Consider the following 18098-nt stretch of genomic DNA (forward strand, 5'->3'; position numbering starts at 1 on the left):
TCCTGCCTTCGTGGGTCTGGAATCATAGTCGATACCAGACTCGCTCAGCTCATCCCCAATTCCCGCTTGACCAGCTTCACCAGATGCTTGGTATTGAGCGGCTTGAGCAGGAAGTCCACTACACTCAGGTGCATGGCATCGATGGCATCGCGCACGTTGGCATCGCCGGAGACGATGATGATCGGCAGTTCGGCGCGGTCCGATTCCCGTACCCGGCGGATCAGGTCGAGTCCGTCGCAAGGCGCCATGCGCAGGTCGGTGATCAACAGCCCGATGGACTGGCGTGTGCGCAGTAGATGCATGGCGCTGTCGCCGCCTGATGCGGTCAGGCAGCTGATGTCATTGAGGCCGAGGATTTCGGCCAGCAGTTCGCGTGCGTCGCTGTCGTCGTCCACGATCAGGACGCGCTGCGGGGATTCGCAATTGGCTTGCAGCATGACCTCGGACAGGGCGTCACGCTCTTCCTCGCTCAAGATGTCATGGTCGATCATTGCGGTCTCATCATTCCCTGGACTTCATTCTGACCGCAGGTACGGCTGAACCTGCGGCGCATTTCGTCGGCTTCCCGGCCCTTCTTCGAACGCAGTCCTGTGCGATCGTCGGACAGCTTATACACATCCGGGGCAGGCCGGAAAGCCTTCGCAAGCGTAAGACTTACGTCCAATGGGCACTGTCGCCCAAGCGACCGACCATGAACGCCAATAACAAAAACGCGGTATGGCTCATGAGCAAGGCAGATGCGTTCACTCAGGCAGGCAAGACGGCAGTGCTGCAGAACATTCACGGGACCATGCAGTTCCTGCAGAAATATCCGCCGTTCAACCAGATGGAAAGCGCGCACCTGGCGTACCTGGTCGAGCAATGCCAGCTGCGCTTCTATGCCGCCGGAGACAGCATCATCAAGCCGGCCGACGGGCCAGTAGAACACTTTTACGTCGTCAAACAAGGGCAAGTGGTGGGCGAGCGCCCGCATTCGGCCAAGGGCGGCACCGAGACCACCTTCGAGATCAGCACCGGCGAATGCTTTCCGCTCGCGGCGCTGCTGGGCGAGCGCGCGACGCGAACCGAACACCTGGCCGCCGAAGACACGTTTTGCCTGCAACTGAACAAACAGGCGTTCATCAAGCTGTTCGCGTTGTCCACGGTGTTCCGCGACTTCGCGCTGCGCGGCGTCAGCAGCCTGCTGGATCAGGTCAATCAGCAGGTTCAGCAGCGCGCCGCCGAAACCCTGGGTACCCAGTATTCCCTCAACACGCGGCTGGGCGAACTGGCCATGCGCCATCCGGTGATGTGCAGCCCGCAAACGCCGATGCGTGAAGCGGTCAGGCTGATGCATGAACAGCAGGTGGGCAGCATCGTCATCGTCGATGAACATCAGGCGCCGTTGGGCATCTTCACCTTGCGTGACCTGCGCGAGGCGGTGGCCGATGTGGATGCCGATTTCAGCCAGCCCATTGACCGGCATATGAGCCATGCGCCGTTTCACCTCAGCCCGGATGCCAGCGCCTTCGATGCAGCCATCGCGATGACCGGCCGCCACATTGCCCACGTGTGCCTGGTGAGAAACGGGCGGCTGTGCGGTGTGGTCTCCGAGCGGGATCTGTTTTCCCTGCAACGGGTCGACCTGGTGCATCTGGCCCGCACCATTCGCAACGCGCCACGCATCGAAGCGCTGGTCAACCTGCGCGGCGACATCGTGCAACTGGTCGACCGGATGCTGGCCCACGGCGCGTCGTCGACCCAGATCACCCAGATCATCACACTGCTCAACGACCATACGGTTTGCCGGGTCATCGAACTGACCCTGGAAGAAAAAGGCGATCCGGGCGTTCCCTTCAGCTGGCTGTGCTTTGGCAGCGAAGGGCGACGCGAGCAGACGCTGCACACCGATCAGGACAACGGCATCGTGTTCGAAGCCCGCGACGCCGCCCACGCGGCAGAAATACGCGGCCTGCTGCTGCCGATCGCCGAACGGATCAACCAGGTGCTGGCCCAATGCGGATTCAGCCTGTGCAAAGGCAACATCATGGCCGGCAACCCCGAGCTGTGCCTGTCGCGGGCCGAATGGTCGCGGCGTTTTGCAGCGTTCGTTCGGGAAGCAACGCCCGAGAACCTGCTGGCGTCGAGCATTTATTTCGATCTGCGCGTGGTGTGGGGCGAGGAAAGCGGCGTCGAACAGCTGCGGCGCTCGATCATCAACCAGATCGGTGACAACCGCCTGTTCCAACGCATGATGGCCGACAACGCGCTGCGCCATCGCCCGCCGGTGGGGCGTTTCAAGGATTTCGTACTGGCGCGCAAAGGCGCTGAAAAAGACACGCTGGACCTCAAGACCGAAGGGTTGACCCCATTCGTCGATGGCGCCCGGTTGCTGGCGCTGGCCAATGGCATCGGCGCGACCAGCACCCTGGATCGTCTGCGCCAGCTGGTCGAGCGGGAAGTCGTCGACCCGCTGGACGGCGCCGCCTATGAAGAGGCTTATCACTTCATCCAGCAAACCCGCATGCAGCAGCATCAGTTGCAGAGTCGGCAGAACCTGCCCTACTCCAACCGGATCGACCCGGACACCTTGAACCACCTTGACCGGCGCATCCTGCGCGAATCGTTTCGCCAGGCACAGCGCCTGCAATCCAGCCTGACCCTGCGCTATCAGCTATGAATCTGTTCGACTGGCTACGCCCACGCCCTCGCAAAACCGAACTGGACGACTCGCAACGTCAACGTCTGGCCGCCTTGCCGCCTGCCGCGCCGCTCAATGACCAGTCGCTGCGCCAACAGCGCTGGGTCGTGCTGGACCTGGAAACCAGCGGCTTGAACATGAACCGCGATCAAGTGCTGTCCATCGGCGCAGTGGTTATCGAGGATGGCGCCATCGATCTGGGCCAGCAGTTCGAACGCACTCTTTTACGTGTCGATCACAAGGTCAGCCCGGCGGTCTTGCTGCACGGTCTGGCGCCCAGCACCATTGCAGCCGGCAGCGAGCCGGTCGAGGCGCTGCTGGATTTCATGGCGTTCGTGGGGTCTGGCCCGATACTCGGTTTTCACGCGCCATTCGATCAACACATGCTGGGGCGGGCGCTGAAGGACAGTTTGGGTTACTGCCTGCAACACCCGTTTCTGGACGTCGCGGAGATCGCCCCAATGCTGTTCGAGCAGGCCAATTTGCGTCAGGCCGGGCTCGACGACTGGACGCAATTCTTCGGCCTGCACGTCGACGAGCGGCACAACGCCAGTGCAGATGCTCTGGTGACGGCTGAACTGGCGTTGATCCTGTTCAGCCATGCGCGCAAACAACAACTCGACAGCCCAGTGGCCCTGGAACAACGCCTGGGGCAGTGGCGCAGGCGCAGGCAGTCGCATTCCTTTTAGGCCCGATTTATCGGGCGCACTTCAATACGACTTCGCCAGCAAGCTGGCTCCTGCACTTAGGCAGCGCACACCGCGCCCGCAGGAGCCAGCTTGCTGGCGAAGAAGCCAACCCGGGCACAGAATAAACAGCTGCGCAGCTCAGGTCCCATTGAATTACAGTAGCGCCCTTTCGCCCGTGGATTCGATGATGAAAAGCCAAACCGTGCGCCGCTGGTCGGTGGTTCATACCTGGAGCAGCCTGATCTGCACGCTGTTTCTGCTGATGCTGGCGCTCACCGGCCTGCCGCTGATCTTTCATCACGAGATCGACCACCTGCTGGGCGATGCGCCGCACTACCAAGACATGCCGGCCGATACTGCGCGGCTGAGTCTGGAACAACTGGTCAAGGCTGCCGAAGCGCATCGGCCCGGCGAAGTGCTGCAGTATTTCGGCTGGGACGAAGACGATCCCAACGGCGTGATGGCCATTACTGCCGCTACCGCCGGCACCGAGCCCAACGCTTCGCACACCTTTGCGCTGGATGCGCGTACCGGCCAGGCGCTGGAAATGCCGTCGGCCAATGGCGGCTTCATGATGTTCATGCTGCGCCTGCATGTGGACATGTACGCCGAACTGCCCGGCAAGCTATTGCTGGCCTTCATGGGCGTGCTGTTTGTCGTGGCGATGGTCTCCGGAACGGTGCTGTACGCGCCGTTCATGCGCAAGCTGGAGTTCGGCACGGTGCGCGCCGGCAAGTCCACCCGCACTCGCTGGCTGGACCTGCATAACCTGATCGGCGTGGTGACGCTGACCTGGGCGCTGGTGGTGGGCGTGACCGGCGTGGTCAGCGCCTGCGCGGACCTGCTCATTGCCTCGTGGCGCAACGACACGCTGGCGGCGATGGTTGCGCCGTATCGCGATGCACCGCCTTTGACCCAGCGTGCTCCGGCCGACCGCCTGCTGCAAATCGCCGCAGGCGTGGCACCGGGCATGGAGGCCGACTTCATCGCATTCCCCGGCACGCGATTCTCCAGCGAACACCATTACGCGGTGTTTCTCAAAGGCAATACCCACCTGACCGCGTACCTGACGACACCGGTGCTGATCGACGCCCGAACCCTGGAAGTGACCGCCGTGGTCGGCCGACCCTGGTACATGGACGCGCTGGGTATGTCGCAGCCCCTGCACTTTGGCGACTACGGCGGCATGCCGATGAAAATTCTCTGGGCTGCGCTGGATGTGCTGACCATCATCGTGCTCGGCAGCGGTGTTTACCTGTGGTGGGTCAGGCGCCGCGCTGCACAGCCGGCTGACGTTTCCCGACCGCAGGTTGCGCGATGAGCAAAGCGTCGACGCTGCGCAGGATTTTCGCCATTCCACTGCTGATCGGCCTGCTCACGGCGGGCGGTCTGTTCGCAGCCCTTCTGGGCGACGGCTGGTGGGATGCGCTGGCGTGGCTGGGTATGGGCGTGGCGGCGGTGTTGAGTGCAAGGGGGTTGCTGGTCAGGAAGTAGGCGTAATGTGTTCCGCGCTTTCGAATACGTTTACTGCCGATTGCGCCCCAGTCCCACGCTGACTAGTCTAGAGGGCTGTCCGATCCGAGGAACACCCATGTCCGCCCCCACCATGACGCTGTACTTCAACCCCGCTTCACCCTTCGCCCGCAAAGTGGTGGTCATGCTCCACGAGACCGGCCAGCTCGACCGCGTCGCGTTGCAGACCACTGTCCTGACACCGGTCAGCCCATCCGCCGAACTCAACAACGACAACCCGGCCGGCAAGCTACCGGCCCTGCGGCTGGGGGACGGCAATGTGATCCATGACAGTCGGGTCATCCTTGACTACCTGGACCACCAGCATGTCGGCAACCCCCTGATCCCTCGTGAAGGTTCGGCACGCTGGCGCCGTCTGACCCTGGCGTCGCTGGCCGATGCGCTGCTGGATGCTGCATTGTTGATCCGCTACGAGCTTGCGCTGCGCCCTGAGGAAAAGCATTGGGACCAGTGGCTGGACGCCCAGCAGGAAAAGATCGAGCGCACCCTCGGTTACTTCGAGCAGGAAGCCATCACCGAACTCAGTTCTGCGTTCGACATCGCCTCCATCAGCGTCGCCGCCGCCCTGGGTTATCTGGACTTCCGCCAGCCCGACCTGCGCTGGCGCAGCACGTATCCGAGGCTGGCAAGCTGGTATCTGGAAATCAGTCAGCGGCCATCGATGCTGGCGAGCCAGCCCCGCGTCTGAGCGACTGAGCGTCTGTTCCTGAGGCGCTCCACTCTGGCTGGAGCCTCGGGAAACAGGCTGGCGATCCTTGCCAGAAGAGTATTCGCCAGCTGCTGCTCTTCACGCAGCCCGAGCCACCTACTCATGTGCGACCTCCGCTTCCCCGGCCACTGACGGGTTCGGCTTGAGCGAGGCGATGCCATACCAGTCGAGTTTGCGGGTGAGCACCATGAACACACCCAACAGGCCGAACAACAGCAACGAGCCCATCAACAGCGCGTAATCCTCGGCGCTGAGCAGCCCGTAAAGCAGACCGTACAGCGCAGAAAGGCTGGCGGCGAAAGCCAGCCCGTGACGCACGCTGTGCAGAACGTGGCAGACGTAGAAGCCGATCAGCGCAACGCAACCGCCGGCCGACAGCAGATACGCCGCTGTGAAACCCAGATGCTCGGACAGCGACAGCAGCATCAGGTAGAACAGCGCCAGCGCGGCGCCCACCAGCGCGTACTGGATCGGATGCACAGCCATGCTCTTGAGCACTTCGAACAGAAAGAACCCGGCGAATGTCAGCGCAATGAACAGCAGCGCGTATTTGATCGCTCGGTCGCTCTTGAGGTACTGATCCACCGGATCGATGAAGCTGACGCCAAAGCTGCGACTCTTGAAATCCTGGCAGTTGTCACTGACCAGGCAGGCGGTGAGCGCTCCCTGAAGATTGGTGGAGAAGAAAGTGGTTTGCCAGTGGGCACTGAAACCCTGCGCGGAAATTTCCCGACGCGCCGGCAGGTAGTTGCCGATGAAGCTGGGATGCGGCCAGTCGGCTGCCAGTTGCACGCTGCTGGATTTGCCCACCGGGATCACTTCCAGTTGGCCGGTGCCCTGCAAACGCAGGTCGAAACCGAAATCCAGGCGAGTCTGCCCGTGACCATGGAGCATCGGCAGGTCAGCGCTGACACCCTCGCCCAACCAGGCCAGTCGTGTACCCGGCACAAAATCCTGGGTGTCGGCGCCCAACTGCAAGTGCAGGGCGTTTTCAATGCCGCGAATGTCGCTGATCCCGACGGCCAGGAAAGGGCGATCAAAGGCGTAATCGTCAAAATCGACGGCAATGCCAAGCTGCTCGGGCAGCAGGAAATGCCCGCTGATGCGGTTGTCGGCGTGAAACAGGCGCGCTTCGTAGATCCCTCGCGAACGCGATTCAGTCTGCACCTTGCCGTCGAGTTCGAAGCGCTCGGGCAGAAAGTGCAGCGCCCCGCGCTCCTGTGCGGTTTCCAGGTAACGCTCATTGGTCTGCGCGTTGGTCTTCCAGATCCGCACCGTCTTGCGGTACGGAACGACCAGTATCGGCCCGCTCAATTGCTGGCTGAAGCTGGAACTGCGGGCAATATCGTCCAGCACTGCGTCGCGCTGCTGCTGACGATCACTGATCAGGCCGCCGATCATCAGCAGCGGAATCAGCAACAGAACGATCAGCAGCGCGATCATCCCCAGTTTCATAGCCAGATTGCGGTTCATACAGCTCTCCCTGTTTGTGATGGAGAGAGTCTGCGAAGCCTGTGTGGAGGAAATGTGGGGGCTTTATGGAGATTGTGTGCGCAGTGGACCTGTTGAAGGCAGGGTCAGTGTCACCAACACCCCATCGGGCACGTTGCCGATCTGCATTTCACCGCCATGCAACTGCACCACTTCTTCGACGAAATTCAGGCCCAGACCGGTGCTTTTGCGGCCGCTGTGCGGACGTGGCAGGGAGTAGAAGCGTTCACTGAGCCGTGGCAACGCGTAGTCGGGAATCGCTGCGGCATCGTTATAGAGCTTGAGACTGATGCGCGGGCCATTGCGCTCGGCCTCGAAACGCAGCGTGCCGCCGACGGGGGTGAAATCCAGCGCGTTGTCCAGCAGATTGCCGAGGGCCTGGCGCAGCAGAAAGCGCTCGCCCAGCAGGCTCAAGCCTGGGTCCACGTGTCGCTCGACATTCAAGCCTCGGCTTTTGATGCAGGCGCCACGGGCTTCAAGCAGTTCTTCTATCAACGCAATCAGAGGTACGGATACCCGCTCTTCAAGCGTCTTGCGCTGTTCCACCATCGCCAGATTGAGCAAGCGTTCGATGAGTTGTTGCATGCGCGCGCTTTCGCCTTCGATATTGGCGACGAACCGCTGCCGCTGCGCAGCGGGCATTTCATCCTGCAACAGCTCGGCGGCGCCGCGAATCGCCGCCAGCGGGCTTTTCAGCTCATGGGTCAAGGTGTGCACATAGCGCTCGACGTAAGCTTTGCCTTCCAGTTGAGTACGCATATGTTCGACGGCGGCAGACAGTTGCTCCAGTTCACCGCCGCGATAATGCGGCAATTGAGCGCGGCGCCCTTCGCTCACCGCCTGGGCATAACCGGTCAGGCGGCGTAACGCTGAACCGAGCCACCAGGAAAACAGCGCGCCCAGCACAAGCCCGAGCAGCATCAGGCCAGCGCCGTACCACAACAAACGGCGCTCGGCCCGATCCACATAAGGCTGCAACGAGCTGTTGGGTTTGGCCACGGTCACCGTGCCGATGATCCGCCCGTTATCGCGAATCGGCGCGCCCACATGCATCACCGAGGAATTGGGATCATTCGGGTCGCTGCGGGTCGAGCGCGCGCCATACTCGCCGCGCAAAGTCAGATAAACGTCGTTCCAGCGGGAATAATCCTGGCCCTGCGCCACGCCGCTGGAGTCGAGCAGCACAATGCCGTTGGCGTCGGTGACGTAAATGCGGTTGTTGACCTGATTTTTCGCCAGCCCCCAGATGGTCGCTCCCGGCTGACGCTGGCCGTAGGCCTTGAGCGCATCGGGCAGACGGGTCTGGTCGAGGGTGCCATTACGAACATCTTCGTGGAGAATTTCCGCCAGCAGGTTGGCCGTGTCCACCAGGGTTTCTTCGGTAGATTGGCGCACGCCGGGGCGCACTTCCTTCATCACGGTACTGAGCACGAAATAGCCGGTCAGCGCGATGAACACCGCATACACCAGGAAGATCCGGATACTCAGCGGCATCAGCTGTGTCCGGGGCTGTAACTGTAGCCAAGGCCGCGATGGGTCTGGATCGGCTCGGCTTCGGCCGCTATCTGGCGCAGTTTGGCGCGCAGGCTTTTGACGTGGCTGTCGATGCTGCGGTCGTAGCCGGCGTCCACTGCAACACCCATCGCGTCGAGCAACTGCTCTCGGCTGAACACCCGCTCGGGTTGCTCCAGCAGGCATTGCAACAGGCGAAATTCGTGGCGCGTCAGGCTCAGGGCCTGGCCGCGATAGCTGATCTGCACGCGCTCGCGATCAATCTGGAACAGCTCTGCGACGGGCGCCGTTGCCGTTCGCGGCTGCATGCGCTTGAGGATCGCCCGGACCCTCGCCGTGACTTCCCGCGGGCTGAACGGCTTGACCACATAATCATCGGCGCCGATTTCCAGCCCCACGACCCGGTCGATCTCGCCATCACGGGCGCTGAGAAACATGACCGGCACTTCGGTGAAGCGTCGCAATTGCTTGCAGGCTTCGAAACCGGTGATATCGGGCAGGCCGATATCCAGAATGATCAGGTCGGCGGGCGTTGCGCGCTGATGGTCGACGGCCTGCTGGCCCAGGCCAATCCAGGTGGTGGTGAAACCTTCGCTTTGCAGGGCATAGATCAACGTATCGGCAATCGCGGCTTCATCTTCGACAATCAGAATGTGCGGCATGGCATCCGAGCGCTTGGGGAGAGGCCGAAACGGTGCGTGATTTCAGCCCCCGCCGTCAATCAGCAATCGGGTTTATCTGCGGTGTAGCGCCGGGCCGGGTTGACCGCCGCGTCAAACTCGCGCAATGCCTTGGCGCCAATCAACAGCGGATAGTTGAAGTGGCTGCGGTCCACCAGATTGACCTCGACCGTGCGCTTTTTGTCGCCCAGGCACAGCTCCAGATCGATCACCGGACGCTTGACCGGATCGATATCTTCGTCCTCTTCTTCACCGTCGGCGCGGCCCTTGATCTTGCTGATTCGCGCAACCTTGTGCTCATAGACCTTGCTGCCGGCGCCTTCGGTAGCCAGGCGGAAGCGCACCCAGTCGTCGCCATCGCGCTTGAACAGCTCGACGTCTTTGGCCGACAGCGAAGCGGTCAGCGCGCCGGTGTCCATCTTGGCCTTGAAGGTCTTGCCTATTTCGGGAACGCTGATGTTCTCATAGCGACCATACAGCGTGGGTTCGGCGGCCATGACAGGCAGAGCCAACAGGGACAGAAGCGCCAGGATCGGTTTCACGTAGAGGGTTCCTCACAAGAGCAGCGCCTGGATGACGCCGAATTTAGACAGCGTTGCTTGCTTTGGTTCGGTAAGGAGACCCACGTGCGCTACGAATTTGTCAGCGCATGAAACATTTTGTAAGCAGCTATGGATTTGGCGTCGTAGTGGATGGTCTTTATCATTGCGCCCCCCGGAATTCTTCAGAGTCTTTTATGCGCCGCGTCCTTACCGGCTGTTTCGTTACCCTGCTTCTACTGATCAATACCCTGGCGTTGATCGGCCCGTTGCTGGTGTTTGCCTTGCTCAAACTGCTGTTCAAAGGCCGGATGCGCGACCGCTGCTCGGTGGCCGTGATGTGGATCGCCGAGACCTGGGCCGAAGTCGACAAACTGATCTTCGCGTCGTGCATTCCGACCCAATGGGATATTCGGGGCGATGAAGGACTGCGCGCTGACACGTCCTATCTGGTCATCAGCAACCATCAGTCATGGGTGGATATCCCGGCGCTGATCCAGGCACTCAATCGCCGCACGCCGTTCTTCAAGTTCTTCCTGAAAAAGGAACTGATCTGGGTGCCGCTGCTGGGCCTGGCGTGGTGGGCGCTGGACTACCCGTTCATGAAGCGCTACACCAAAGCGTTTCTGGCCAGGAACCCTGAGCTCAAGGGCAAGGATCTGGAAATCACCAAGGCGGCTTGCGAACTGTTCAAGCGCCAGCCGGTGACCATCGTCAATTATCTGGAAGGCACGCGGTTTACTCCGGCCAAGCACGCAGCCCAGGCCTCGCCCTACTCCGACCTGCTCAAACCCAAGGCCGGCGGCGTTGCCTTCGTGCTGGCCGCAATGGGCGAACAGCTCGACGCGATTCTGGATGTGACGGTGGTGTATCCCGGCACTCGGATTCCCGGTTTCTGGGACATGCTGTGCGGCCGGGTGCCGAAAGTCATCGTCGACATCCGCACCCGCGAAATGGACCCGTCATTGTGGCAAGGCGATTACGAAAACGACCCGGTGTTTCGCGAGAAGATCCAGGGCTGGGTCAACCAGCTCTGGATCGAAAAGAGCGCCCGGATTGCAGCGTTGCGGCTGGAATCAGCTACCAGCGCCCCATAGCCCGCTCAGGCTCTGCAGCGCGGAGCCGCTGGCGCCTTGCTGGCCGAGGTATTGCAGGATCACCGGGACAAACTGGCTGACCATGCTGCTGTCCATGCCCAGCGCCTTGAACGCGGTGTTCACGTCGCCCATGTCCTGCACGTTGCCCAATGCCTGATTGAGCATCGAACTGCCGCCCGAATCCTTGCCGCCGCCGAGCAGACCGCCCAGCCCGCCGCCGCCCAGGCTGTCTAGCGCCGACAGGCCGGACAATTGGTCCAGCCCCGGAACCGACTTGGTCAGTTGCGAGTAGTCTGTTCCGGTCAGTTTATTCTTGGCCAGACCCAGCAAGGCGCCAGTGCCGCCCACCGCTTGCTCGGGCGTGACGTTGAGCTGAGTGCCGAGGGTGTTGAGCAGACCGGCCGCTTCAGGCGCTGCCGTCGCTTTTTGATTGCCGCTTGTGGCGTTGGAGACCGCATTCGCTGCGTCATTCAGGTTGAAGGCCAGCGCGGGCGTAGCCGCCATAGCCATCAGGGTTGCCAGAGCCATACCGCGTGCAGTGTTCATGTAATCGACCTCACTCAAACCGGAACCGCCCTTGAGTGGGCGGTAAAACACTCGGTTGGACTGAAGGGGACCGGGCTTGTTCCCGGAGCGGGTAACCGGATGGCGGGTTATTTCCCAATGAGCCGTGATGTCCGTGCAAGCCAGAACGACACGGTCCATTGTGGGAGGCAGCTTGCTGGCGACGAGGCCGGTACACACACAGCAGATCTTGTGTCCGGACCCCGCCGTCGCGAGCAAGACGGAACGCCGCCCCGGTGGCTCCTGCCAAGCACCAGCTCATTGCCGCCGATGGGGCGGCTATGGCTTACGCCGCGCTGAAGAGTTTGTGCGGATCGATCACGAATTTCTTCGGCACGCCTGCATCGAACTCGCCGTAACCCCGTGGTGCGTCGTCGAGGCTGATGACTTCGACACCGACCACATCGGCGATCTTGATGCGGTCCCACATGATGGCCTGCATCAACTGGCGGTTGTACTTCATCACCGGGGTCTGGCCGGTGTGGAAGCTGTGGGATTTCGCCCAGCCCAGGCCGAAGCGGATGCTCAGGCTGCCCATCTTCGCTGCGGCGTCCACGGCGCCCGGGTCTTCGGTGACATAAAGGCCTGGAATACCGATCTTGCCCGCTACCCGCACCACGCCCATCAGCGAGTTGAGCACGGTGGCCGGCGCTTCGGATTGCGCACCGGCATGGCCGTGCCCGCGCGCCTCGAAACCCACCGCATCGATGGCACAATCCACTTCCGGCTCGCCCAACAGCGCAGCGATCTGCTCATGCAGCGGCGTGTCCTGGGACAAGTCGGCAATTTCGAAACCTTGCGCCTTGGCGTGAACCAGACGCGCCGGGTTCACATCGCCGACGATGACCACCGCCGCGCCCAGCAAGCGCGCCGATGCCGCAGCCGCCAGCCCGACCGGTCCGGCGCCTGCGACGTATACGGTGCTGCCGGGGCCGACGCCTGCGGTCACCGCGCCGTGATAGCCGGTGGGCAGGATGTCAGAGAGACAGGTCAGGTCGCGGATCTTCTCCATCGCCGCATCGCGGTCCGGCAGCTTGAGCAGGTTGAAGTCGGCGTACGGCACCAGCACGTACTCGGCTTGACCGCCGACCCAGTCGCCCATGTCCACGTAGCCATAAGCACCGCCGGCACGCGCCGGGTTGACCGTCAGGCACACACCGGTGTGTTGTTCCTTGCAGCTACGGCAACGCCCGCATGCCACGTTGAACGGCACGGACACCAGATCGCCGACCTTCAGATGCTCGACATCGCGCCCGGCTTCCAGCACCTCGCCGGTGATTTCATGCCCGAGCACCAGACCGGTCTGGGCGGTGGTGCGGCCGCGCACCATGTGCTGGTCCGAGCCGCAGATATTGGTGGAGACCACCCGCAGGATCACGCCATGTTCGATGCGCTTGCCGCGTGGGTCCTGCATTTTTGGGAAGGGAATCGACTGTACTTCGACCTTGCCGGCGCCGAGATACACCACACCACGATTGTCAGACATGCTTTCACCTCGCTTTTATTGTGTTGTCGCGGGAAATGCGCTGCTTTCTTCAGATGTTGCGGCAACGCATGGGTTGCTTGTTTGACTTGCGTCCATGGTTTCTGTGGGAGCGGAAAAGTCCGCGCCTACAGAACCACCGTTCTATTGGCGTTGAGAAACACCCGCCGTTCAATGTGATAACCCACCGCCCTGGCCAGGGTCAGACCTTCGATGTCACGGCCCTTGGCGATCAGATCTTCCGGGTAATGGCTGTGATCGACCACTTCCACGCCCTGGGCAATGATCGGACCTTCATCTAGATCGTTGTTGATGTAATGCGCCGTCGCGCCGACCAGTTTGACGCCCTTGTTATAGGCCTGATGGTAGGGCTTGGCGCCCTTGAAACCGGGCAGCAGCGAGTGATGGATATTGATCGCCTTGCCATCGAGCTTGCGGCACAGGTCCGGTGACAGCACCTGCATGTAGCGGGCGAGAATCACCAGCTCGGCGCCCGATTCTTCGATCACCTGCCAGACCCGCGCTTCCTGCGCAGGCTTGTCGTTGGGGTCCAGCGGGAAATGGTAGTAGGGAATTTCGTGCCAGCGCGCCAGCGGTTCGAGATCCGGATGGTTGGAGACCACCGCCACCACGTCCATCGCCAACTGGCCGATGCGCTGGCGATACAACAGATCGTTCAGGCAATGGTCCGCCTTGGAAACCATGATCACCACTTTAGGCCGGTAATCCGGGGCGGTCAGTTCGAAGACCATGCCGAATTCCTTGCCGCGTTCCGCCAGGCCCGCGCGAAAGCCCTGCTCGTCGAATCCGTCAGGCTGGCGAAATTCGACGCGAATGAAGAAGCGGCTGGAAAGCCGATCATCGAACGAGTGGTGCTCGGTGACATAACAGCCCTGCTCGAACAGGTAGCGAGTCACTGCATCCACTGTGCCGAGCACGCTGGCGCAGTCGGCGGTGAGAATCCACGTATCGGGTGCGCGGCTCATGCCTGAATTCCCAATCCGTACTCGGCGGCTGCATCCTGCAACCACAACCACCAGTAATCAGCAAAGCTGCGGCGAATCAGCAGTTCCCAGGTTTCCTCGCCGGTGCGGCGAATCACCAGCTGCGATTTGGCGAACACCGTGCCCACCGCCTTGCCGACCGGGAAGTTGTCCGGGTGCACGTCGTAGCTGGTGGATTTCATCAGCACCTGACGCACTTTGGGGCCGGTCAGTTCAAGAATCGACTGACCGCCGCTGACGTTGACGATGGAAATGTGCAGACCAGCCAGGGCTTCGCGCAGCTTCTGTTCAGCGGCCAGTTCCTCGCCGCTCGGGACGATCAGCAGCCACTCGTCCGGCCCCATCCATTGCAGCGAGCTTTCGCCGCTGATCACCAGCATCAGCGCGGCAGGCAGTTCCATGCCCAGCGCTTTATGGACGCCGGCTGCGAACGCCGGATCATGGGCATCGCCACGCAGGGTCAGATGGCCCAGCAGCTTTTTCTCGCGCAACAGCACGCCGGGATTGGAACGGCCCTTGCCCACCAGGGTTTCGAGACTGGCGTGAAACAACGGCGACTCGGCCTTGGCGCCGCTGGTTGGGCGTTGCTGGTAAACATTGACTGTGGTCATGAATCACCTGTTGTGAATTCTATTGTTGCGGAGAACCCGATCCTGTAGGAGCTAGCTTGCTTGCGATAAAGTCGGAACGACTTTCAGGCATTAGCGCATTCACTATTTTCACGACTGCTTTGCAGCCGATCGCGAGCAAGCTCACTCCTACAGAGGTATCACCAGCCTTAAATATTCTGCCGCTCACCCTTCGGATCGAAGAACACCGAAGACACGATCTCGGCTTCGATCACGCTGCCGTCGGCCTGCGGTGAGAAGACGCGCTCGCCCATGCGGTTCAGGCCACCTTTCACTACGCCCATCGCAAACGAATAGCCCAGCGAGTTATGCGCGTAGCTGGAGGTCACGTGACCGACCATCTTCATGGGAATCGTCTGGTTGGCGTCGAACACCAGTTGCGCGCCTTCAGGCAGCCACTTGGTCGGGTCGACGGGCTTGAGGCCGACCAGTTGCTTACGCTGCTCGCGCACGCAGTCTTCGCGGTTCATGCCACGCCAGCCGATCCATGAGAACGGCTTGGTTCGTCCGACGCACCAACCCATGTTCAGGTCATCCGGGGTCATCGAGCCATCGGTGTCTTGACCGACGATGATGAAGCCCTTCTCAGCGCGCAGTACGTGCATGGTTTCAGTGCCGTACGGCGTCAGGTTGTACTTCTTGCCCGCCTCGACGATCTGCTCCAGCACACCCATGGCGTAGTCGGCCTGGATGTTGACCTCGTAGGAGAGTTCGCCGGTGAACGAGATCCGGAATACTCGCGCTGGAACGCCGGCCACCTGCCCTTCTTTCCAGGTCATGAACGGGAACGCCTCACGGCCCAGATCGATGTCGGTCACTTCGCTGAGCAGCTTGCGGCTGTTCGGCCCGGACAAGGTCAGCGTTGCCCAGTGGTCGGTGACCGACGTGAAGTACACCTTCAGGTCGGGCCACTCGGTCTGCTGGTAGATTTCCAGCCATTGCAGAACCCGCGCAGCGCCGCCGGTCGTGGTGGTCATGATGAAGTGGTTGTCGCCGACACAAGCGGTCACGCCGTCGTCGAAGACCATGCCATCTTCCTTGCACATCAGGCCGTAACGGGCCTTGCCCACGTCCAGTTTGGTCCAGGCGTTGGTGTAGATGCGGTTGAGAAACTCGCGGGCGTCCGGGCCCTGAATGTCGATCTTGCCCAAGGTCGAGGCGTCCAGCAGGCCGACGCTGTCGCGCACCGCCTTGCACTCACGGGCGACTGCAGCGTGCAGGTCTTCGCCCCGTTTCGGGAAGTACCAAGGGCGCTTCCACTGGCCGACGTCTTCGAACTCGGCACCGTTCTTCACATGCCAGGCATGCAGCGCGGTGAAACGCACCGGCTCGAAGATATGCTTGCAGTGCCGCCCGGCAATCGCGCCGAAAGTGACCGGCGTGTAGTTGGGGCGGAACATGGTGGTGCCCATTTCCGGAATCGTCACGTTCAGCGAACGGGCGGCAATGGCCAGGCCGTTGACGTTGCCCAGCTTGCCCTGATCGGTGCCGAAGCCCAGCGCCGTGTAGCGCTTGACGTGTTCCACCGACTCGAAGCCTTCGCGGGTCGCCAGCTCGATGGCGGCAGCGGTGACGTCATTCTGCAAGTCCACGAACTGCTTGGGTGCCCGCGCCGTGCCTTTGTCGTGGGGAACCTGGAACAGCGCCACCGCTGGTTCTTCGGCACGACTCAAGGCCTTGGGCATCACGCCTTCCACAGCCCTGAAACCCGCTTCGCTGGCCGCGCGAACGCCACCTTCGAAACCGTCAGCCAAGGCATCGGCCAGGCTGTAGACGCCGTTCACACCGCCGACACACACGCGTTTCTGCGGCGCTTCGCCCGGTACGAAACCGAGGATGTCTTCACGCCAGACAGGCTTGCCGCCCAAGTGAGAAGCCAGGTGAACGATGGGGCTGTAGCCGCCGGAACTGGCGATCAGGTCACAATCCAGCCATTCACCAGGGCTGGTGACGCTATGGGCATTGAGGTCGATGGCCGCGACCCGCGCAGCGGTAACACGCTTGCTGCCACGGGCCTCGATCACGGCACTCGAAGTCAGAATGCGAATGCCCTTGGCACGCGCTTCTTCCACCAGTGGCCCGCGCGGGTTATGCCGTGCATCGGCAATCGCCACAACTTGCAGGCTGGCGTCGAGCCAGTCGAGCGCTACGCGGTAGGCGTAATCGTTGGTGGTCGACAGCACCAGCTTTTTGCCGGGCGCTACGCCGTAACGCCGCACGTACGTGGAGACCGCGCCGGCCAGCATATTGCCCGGCACGTCGTTGTTGCCGTAGACCAGCGGGCGCTCGTGGGTGCCGGTCGCCAACACCACACGTTTGGCGCGAACCCGATGCATACGCTGCCGCACCATGCCGATCGGCGCACGGTCACCCAGATGATCGGTGAGGCGTTCGTGGATGGTCAGGAAATTGTGGTCGTGGTAGCCGTTGACCGTGGCGCGGGGCAGCATGACCACATTGCGCAGGCTCTTGAGTTCCTGCACGACCGTAGCGACCCATTCGGCAGCCGGTTTGCCGTCCAGGCTTTCACGGCTGTCGAGCAGGCTGCCGCCGAATTCTTCCTGTTCATCGGCAATAATCACCCGCGCACCACCGCGCGCAGCCGCCAGCGCCGCCGCCAGACCCGCCGGGCCTGCGCCGACGATCAGCACGTCGCAGTGCTGATTCATCGCGTCATAGCTGTCCGGATCGTTTTCAGTCGGCGAGCGCCCAAGACCGGCAGCCTTGCGGATGTACTTCTCGTAAGTCATCCAGAACGACTGCGGGTACATGAACGTCTTGTAGTAGAAGCCCGGCGGCATCAGCTTGCCGCCGACGCGACCGAGAATGCCCATCACGTCGTTGTTGACGCTCGGCCAGCCATTGGTGCTGGTGGCAACCAGCCCCGAATACAGGGCCTGTTGCGTGGCACGCACGTTGGGAATCTGGGTCGCTTCGGTCGCGCCGATTTGCAGCACCGCATTGGGCTCTTCGGAACCGGCGGCGAAAATGCCCCGAGGACGGGAGTACTTGAAGCTGCGGCCAATGATGTCGACGCCGTTGGCCAGCAGGGCGGACGCCAGCGAATCGCCCTCGAAACCCTGATAGGTCTGGCCGTTGAAGCTGAAATTCAGCACTTTGCTGCGGTCGATACGCCCACCGTTGGGCAGTCGGTTGTTCTGGCTCATACCTTGTCTCCCACGCCGTCAGCCGCCTTTTCAGTGAAACCGGGCTTTGCGCCGATCGGATAGGTTTCGAGAATCTCGTAGGTCACCGTATTGCGCGTCATGTTGAAGTACTGACGGCAGCCGGCGACGTGGTTCCACAGTTCGTGATGCAGGCCGCGCGGGTTGTCGCGGAAGAACATGTAGTCGCCCCACTGCTCGTCGGTGCACGCGCTTGGGTCCAGCGGACGCGGGATGTGCGCCTGGCCTGCCGGGTGGAATTCCTCTTCGGAGCGCAGTTCGCCACAGTGAGGACAGAAGATATGCAACATGATCGAATTCCCC

The 18098-nt window shown here is 61.8% G+C and carries 17 protein-coding genes; 6 read left to right on the forward strand and 11 right to left on the reverse strand.

From position 1 onward, the window contains the following. Positions 1–44 precede the first annotated feature (44 nt). The gene (locus tag EGJ27_RS20245) at positions 45–491 is read right to left on the reverse strand and encodes a response regulator (protein ID WP_177523068.1); all 447 of its coding nucleotides are present in this window, start codon (positions 489–491) and stop codon (positions 45–47) included. A gap of 233 nt (positions 492–724) precedes the next feature. Between EGJ27_RS20245 and EGJ27_RS20250 the strand changes: the two genes are divergently transcribed. From EGJ27_RS20250 to EGJ27_RS20265, 5 genes are all read left to right on the forward strand, one after another. Continuing rightward, a complete protein-coding gene (locus tag EGJ27_RS20250; protein ID WP_125832522.1) occupies positions 725–2659 on the forward strand; it encodes a putative nucleotidyltransferase substrate binding domain-containing protein in 1935 nt (644 codons plus the stop codon). Then, positions 2656–3369: a PolC-type DNA polymerase III gene (locus tag EGJ27_RS20255; protein WP_125832523.1), complete on the forward strand. Its 714-nt coding sequence runs from the start codon at positions 2656–2658 to the stop codon at positions 3367–3369. The genes EGJ27_RS20250 and EGJ27_RS20255 overlap by 4 nt, the downstream gene beginning before the upstream one ends. Positions 3370–3556: 187 nt before the next feature. Beyond that, on the forward strand, positions 3557–4690 hold the full coding sequence (locus EGJ27_RS20260; RefSeq protein ID WP_125832524.1) for a PepSY domain-containing protein: 1134 nt from the start codon (positions 3557–3559) through the stop codon (positions 4688–4690). Continuing rightward, a complete protein-coding gene (locus tag EGJ27_RS24920) occupies positions 4687–4863 on the forward strand; it encodes a hypothetical protein (protein ID WP_177523069.1) in 177 nt (58 codons plus the stop codon). Before EGJ27_RS20260 ends, EGJ27_RS24920 begins: the two co-directional genes overlap by 4 nt. Positions 4864–4960: 97 nt before the next feature. Then, complete coding sequence (locus tag EGJ27_RS20265) at positions 4961–5590, forward strand: glutathione S-transferase family protein (RefSeq protein ID WP_125832525.1); 630 nt, start codon at positions 4961–4963, stop codon at positions 5588–5590. A 117-nt stretch (positions 5591–5707) separates the two neighbouring features. Here EGJ27_RS20265 and creD read toward each other — a convergent pair whose 3' ends face one another. From creD to EGJ27_RS20285, 4 genes are all read right to left on the reverse strand, one after another. Continuing rightward, on the reverse strand, positions 5708–7084 hold the full coding sequence (gene creD, locus EGJ27_RS20270) for a cell envelope integrity protein CreD (RefSeq protein WP_125832526.1): 1377 nt from the start codon (positions 7082–7084) through the stop codon (positions 5708–5710). A 63-nt stretch (positions 7085–7147) separates the two neighbouring features. Beyond that, entirely contained in the window at positions 7148–8596 is a 1449-nt protein-coding gene (gene creC, locus EGJ27_RS20275; protein ID WP_125832527.1) for a two-component system sensor histidine kinase CreC, read from the reverse strand. Beyond that, on the reverse strand, positions 8596–9276 hold the full coding sequence (creB, locus tag EGJ27_RS20280; protein ID WP_125832528.1) for a two-component system response regulator CreB: 681 nt from the start codon (positions 9274–9276) through the stop codon (positions 8596–8598). The genes creC and creB overlap by 1 nt, the downstream gene beginning before the upstream one ends. 59 nt (positions 9277–9335) lie before the next feature. Then, a complete protein-coding gene (locus EGJ27_RS20285; RefSeq protein ID WP_125832529.1) occupies positions 9336–9836 on the reverse strand; it encodes an ATP-dependent zinc protease in 501 nt (166 codons plus the stop codon). 194 nt (positions 9837–10030) lie between these two features. Here EGJ27_RS20285 and EGJ27_RS20290 point away from each other — a divergent pair, with 194 nt between their 5' ends. After that, entirely contained in the window at positions 10031–10930 is a 900-nt protein-coding gene (locus EGJ27_RS20290) for an acyltransferase (protein WP_125832530.1), read from the forward strand. Here the strand turns inward: EGJ27_RS20290 and EGJ27_RS20295 are convergent. From EGJ27_RS20295 to EGJ27_RS20320, 6 genes are all read right to left on the reverse strand, one after another. Further along, positions 10910–11476: a DUF2780 domain-containing protein gene (locus EGJ27_RS20295; RefSeq protein WP_125832531.1), complete on the reverse strand. Its 567-nt coding sequence runs from the start codon at positions 11474–11476 to the stop codon at positions 10910–10912. The two genes, EGJ27_RS20290 and EGJ27_RS20295, sit on opposite strands and share 21 nt — an antisense overlap. A 304-nt stretch (positions 11477–11780) precedes the next feature. Next, a complete protein-coding gene (gene fdhA / locus EGJ27_RS20300) occupies positions 11781–12980 on the reverse strand; it encodes a formaldehyde dehydrogenase, glutathione-independent (protein ID WP_125832532.1) in 1200 nt (399 codons plus the stop codon). A 125-nt stretch (positions 12981–13105) separates the two neighbouring features. Beyond that, positions 13106–13963, reverse strand: coding sequence for a formyltetrahydrofolate deformylase (purU, locus tag EGJ27_RS20305; RefSeq protein WP_125832533.1), 858 nt, complete (start codon positions 13961–13963; stop codon positions 13106–13108). Then, the gene (locus EGJ27_RS20310; protein WP_125832534.1) at positions 13960–14592 is read right to left on the reverse strand and encodes a sarcosine oxidase subunit gamma; all 633 of its coding nucleotides are present in this window, start codon (positions 14590–14592) and stop codon (positions 13960–13962) included. The genes purU and EGJ27_RS20310 overlap by 4 nt, the downstream gene beginning before the upstream one ends. 167 nt (positions 14593–14759) lie before the next feature. After that, entirely contained in the window at positions 14760–17777 is a 3018-nt protein-coding gene (locus tag EGJ27_RS20315; protein WP_125832535.1) for a sarcosine oxidase subunit alpha, read from the reverse strand. Then, entirely contained in the window at positions 17774–18085 is a 312-nt protein-coding gene (locus EGJ27_RS20320; RefSeq protein ID WP_125832536.1) for a sarcosine oxidase subunit delta, read from the reverse strand. Before EGJ27_RS20320 ends, EGJ27_RS20315 begins: the two co-directional genes overlap by 4 nt. Between the last annotated feature and the right edge of the window lie 13 nt (positions 18086–18098).

Source organism: Pseudomonas sp. v388, assembly GCF_003935425.1.
Taxonomy (GTDB): Bacteria; Pseudomonadota; Gammaproteobacteria; order Pseudomonadales; family Pseudomonadaceae; genus Aquipseudomonas.

What these genes read in the sequence shown, in the direction of transcription:
- EGJ27_RS20245 (WP_177523068.1), bottom strand. Translation starts at nt 491, where the DNA reads ATGATCGACCATGACATCTTGAGCGAGGAAGAGCGTGACGCCCTGTCC.
- EGJ27_RS20250 (WP_125832522.1), top strand. Translation starts at nt 725, where the DNA reads ATGAGCAAGGCAGATGCGTTCACTCAGGCAGGCAAGACGGCAGTGCTG.
- EGJ27_RS20255 (WP_125832523.1), top strand. Translation starts at nt 2,656, where the DNA reads ATGAATCTGTTCGACTGGCTACGCCCACGCCCTCGCAAAACCGAACTG.
- EGJ27_RS20260 (WP_125832524.1), top strand. Translation starts at nt 3,557, where the DNA reads ATGAAAAGCCAAACCGTGCGCCGCTGGTCGGTGGTTCATACCTGGAGC.
- EGJ27_RS24920 (WP_177523069.1), top strand. Translation starts at nt 4,687, where the DNA reads ATGAGCAAAGCGTCGACGCTGCGCAGGATTTTCGCCATTCCACTGCTG.
- EGJ27_RS20265 (WP_125832525.1), top strand. Translation starts at nt 4,961, where the DNA reads ATGTCCGCCCCCACCATGACGCTGTACTTCAACCCCGCTTCACCCTTC.
- creD (WP_125832526.1), bottom strand. Translation starts at nt 7,084, where the DNA reads ATGAACCGCAATCTGGCTATGAAACTGGGGATGATCGCGCTGCTGATC.
- creC (WP_125832527.1), bottom strand. Translation starts at nt 8,596, where the DNA reads ATGCCGCTGAGTATCCGGATCTTCCTGGTGTATGCGGTGTTCATCGCG.
- creB (WP_125832528.1), bottom strand. Translation starts at nt 9,276, where the DNA reads ATGCCGCACATTCTGATTGTCGAAGATGAAGCCGCGATTGCCGATACG.
- EGJ27_RS20290 (WP_125832530.1), top strand. Translation starts at nt 10,031, where the DNA reads ATGCGCCGCGTCCTTACCGGCTGTTTCGTTACCCTGCTTCTACTGATC.
- EGJ27_RS20295 (WP_125832531.1), bottom strand. Translation starts at nt 11,476, where the DNA reads ATGAACACTGCACGCGGTATGGCTCTGGCAACCCTGATGGCTATGGCG.
- fdhA (WP_125832532.1), bottom strand. Translation starts at nt 12,980, where the DNA reads ATGTCTGACAATCGTGGTGTGGTGTATCTCGGCGCCGGCAAGGTCGAA.
- purU (WP_125832533.1), bottom strand. Translation starts at nt 13,963, where the DNA reads ATGAGCCGCGCACCCGATACGTGGATTCTCACCGCCGACTGCGCCAGC.
- EGJ27_RS20310 (WP_125832534.1), bottom strand. Translation starts at nt 14,592, where the DNA reads ATGACCACAGTCAATGTTTACCAGCAACGCCCAACCAGCGGCGCCAAG.
- EGJ27_RS20315 (WP_125832535.1), bottom strand. Translation starts at nt 17,777, where the DNA reads ATGAGCCAGAACAACCGACTGCCCAACGGTGGGCGTATCGACCGCAGC.
- EGJ27_RS20320 (WP_125832536.1), bottom strand. Translation starts at nt 18,085, where the DNA reads ATGTTGCATATCTTCTGTCCTCACTGTGGCGAACTGCGCTCCGAAGAG.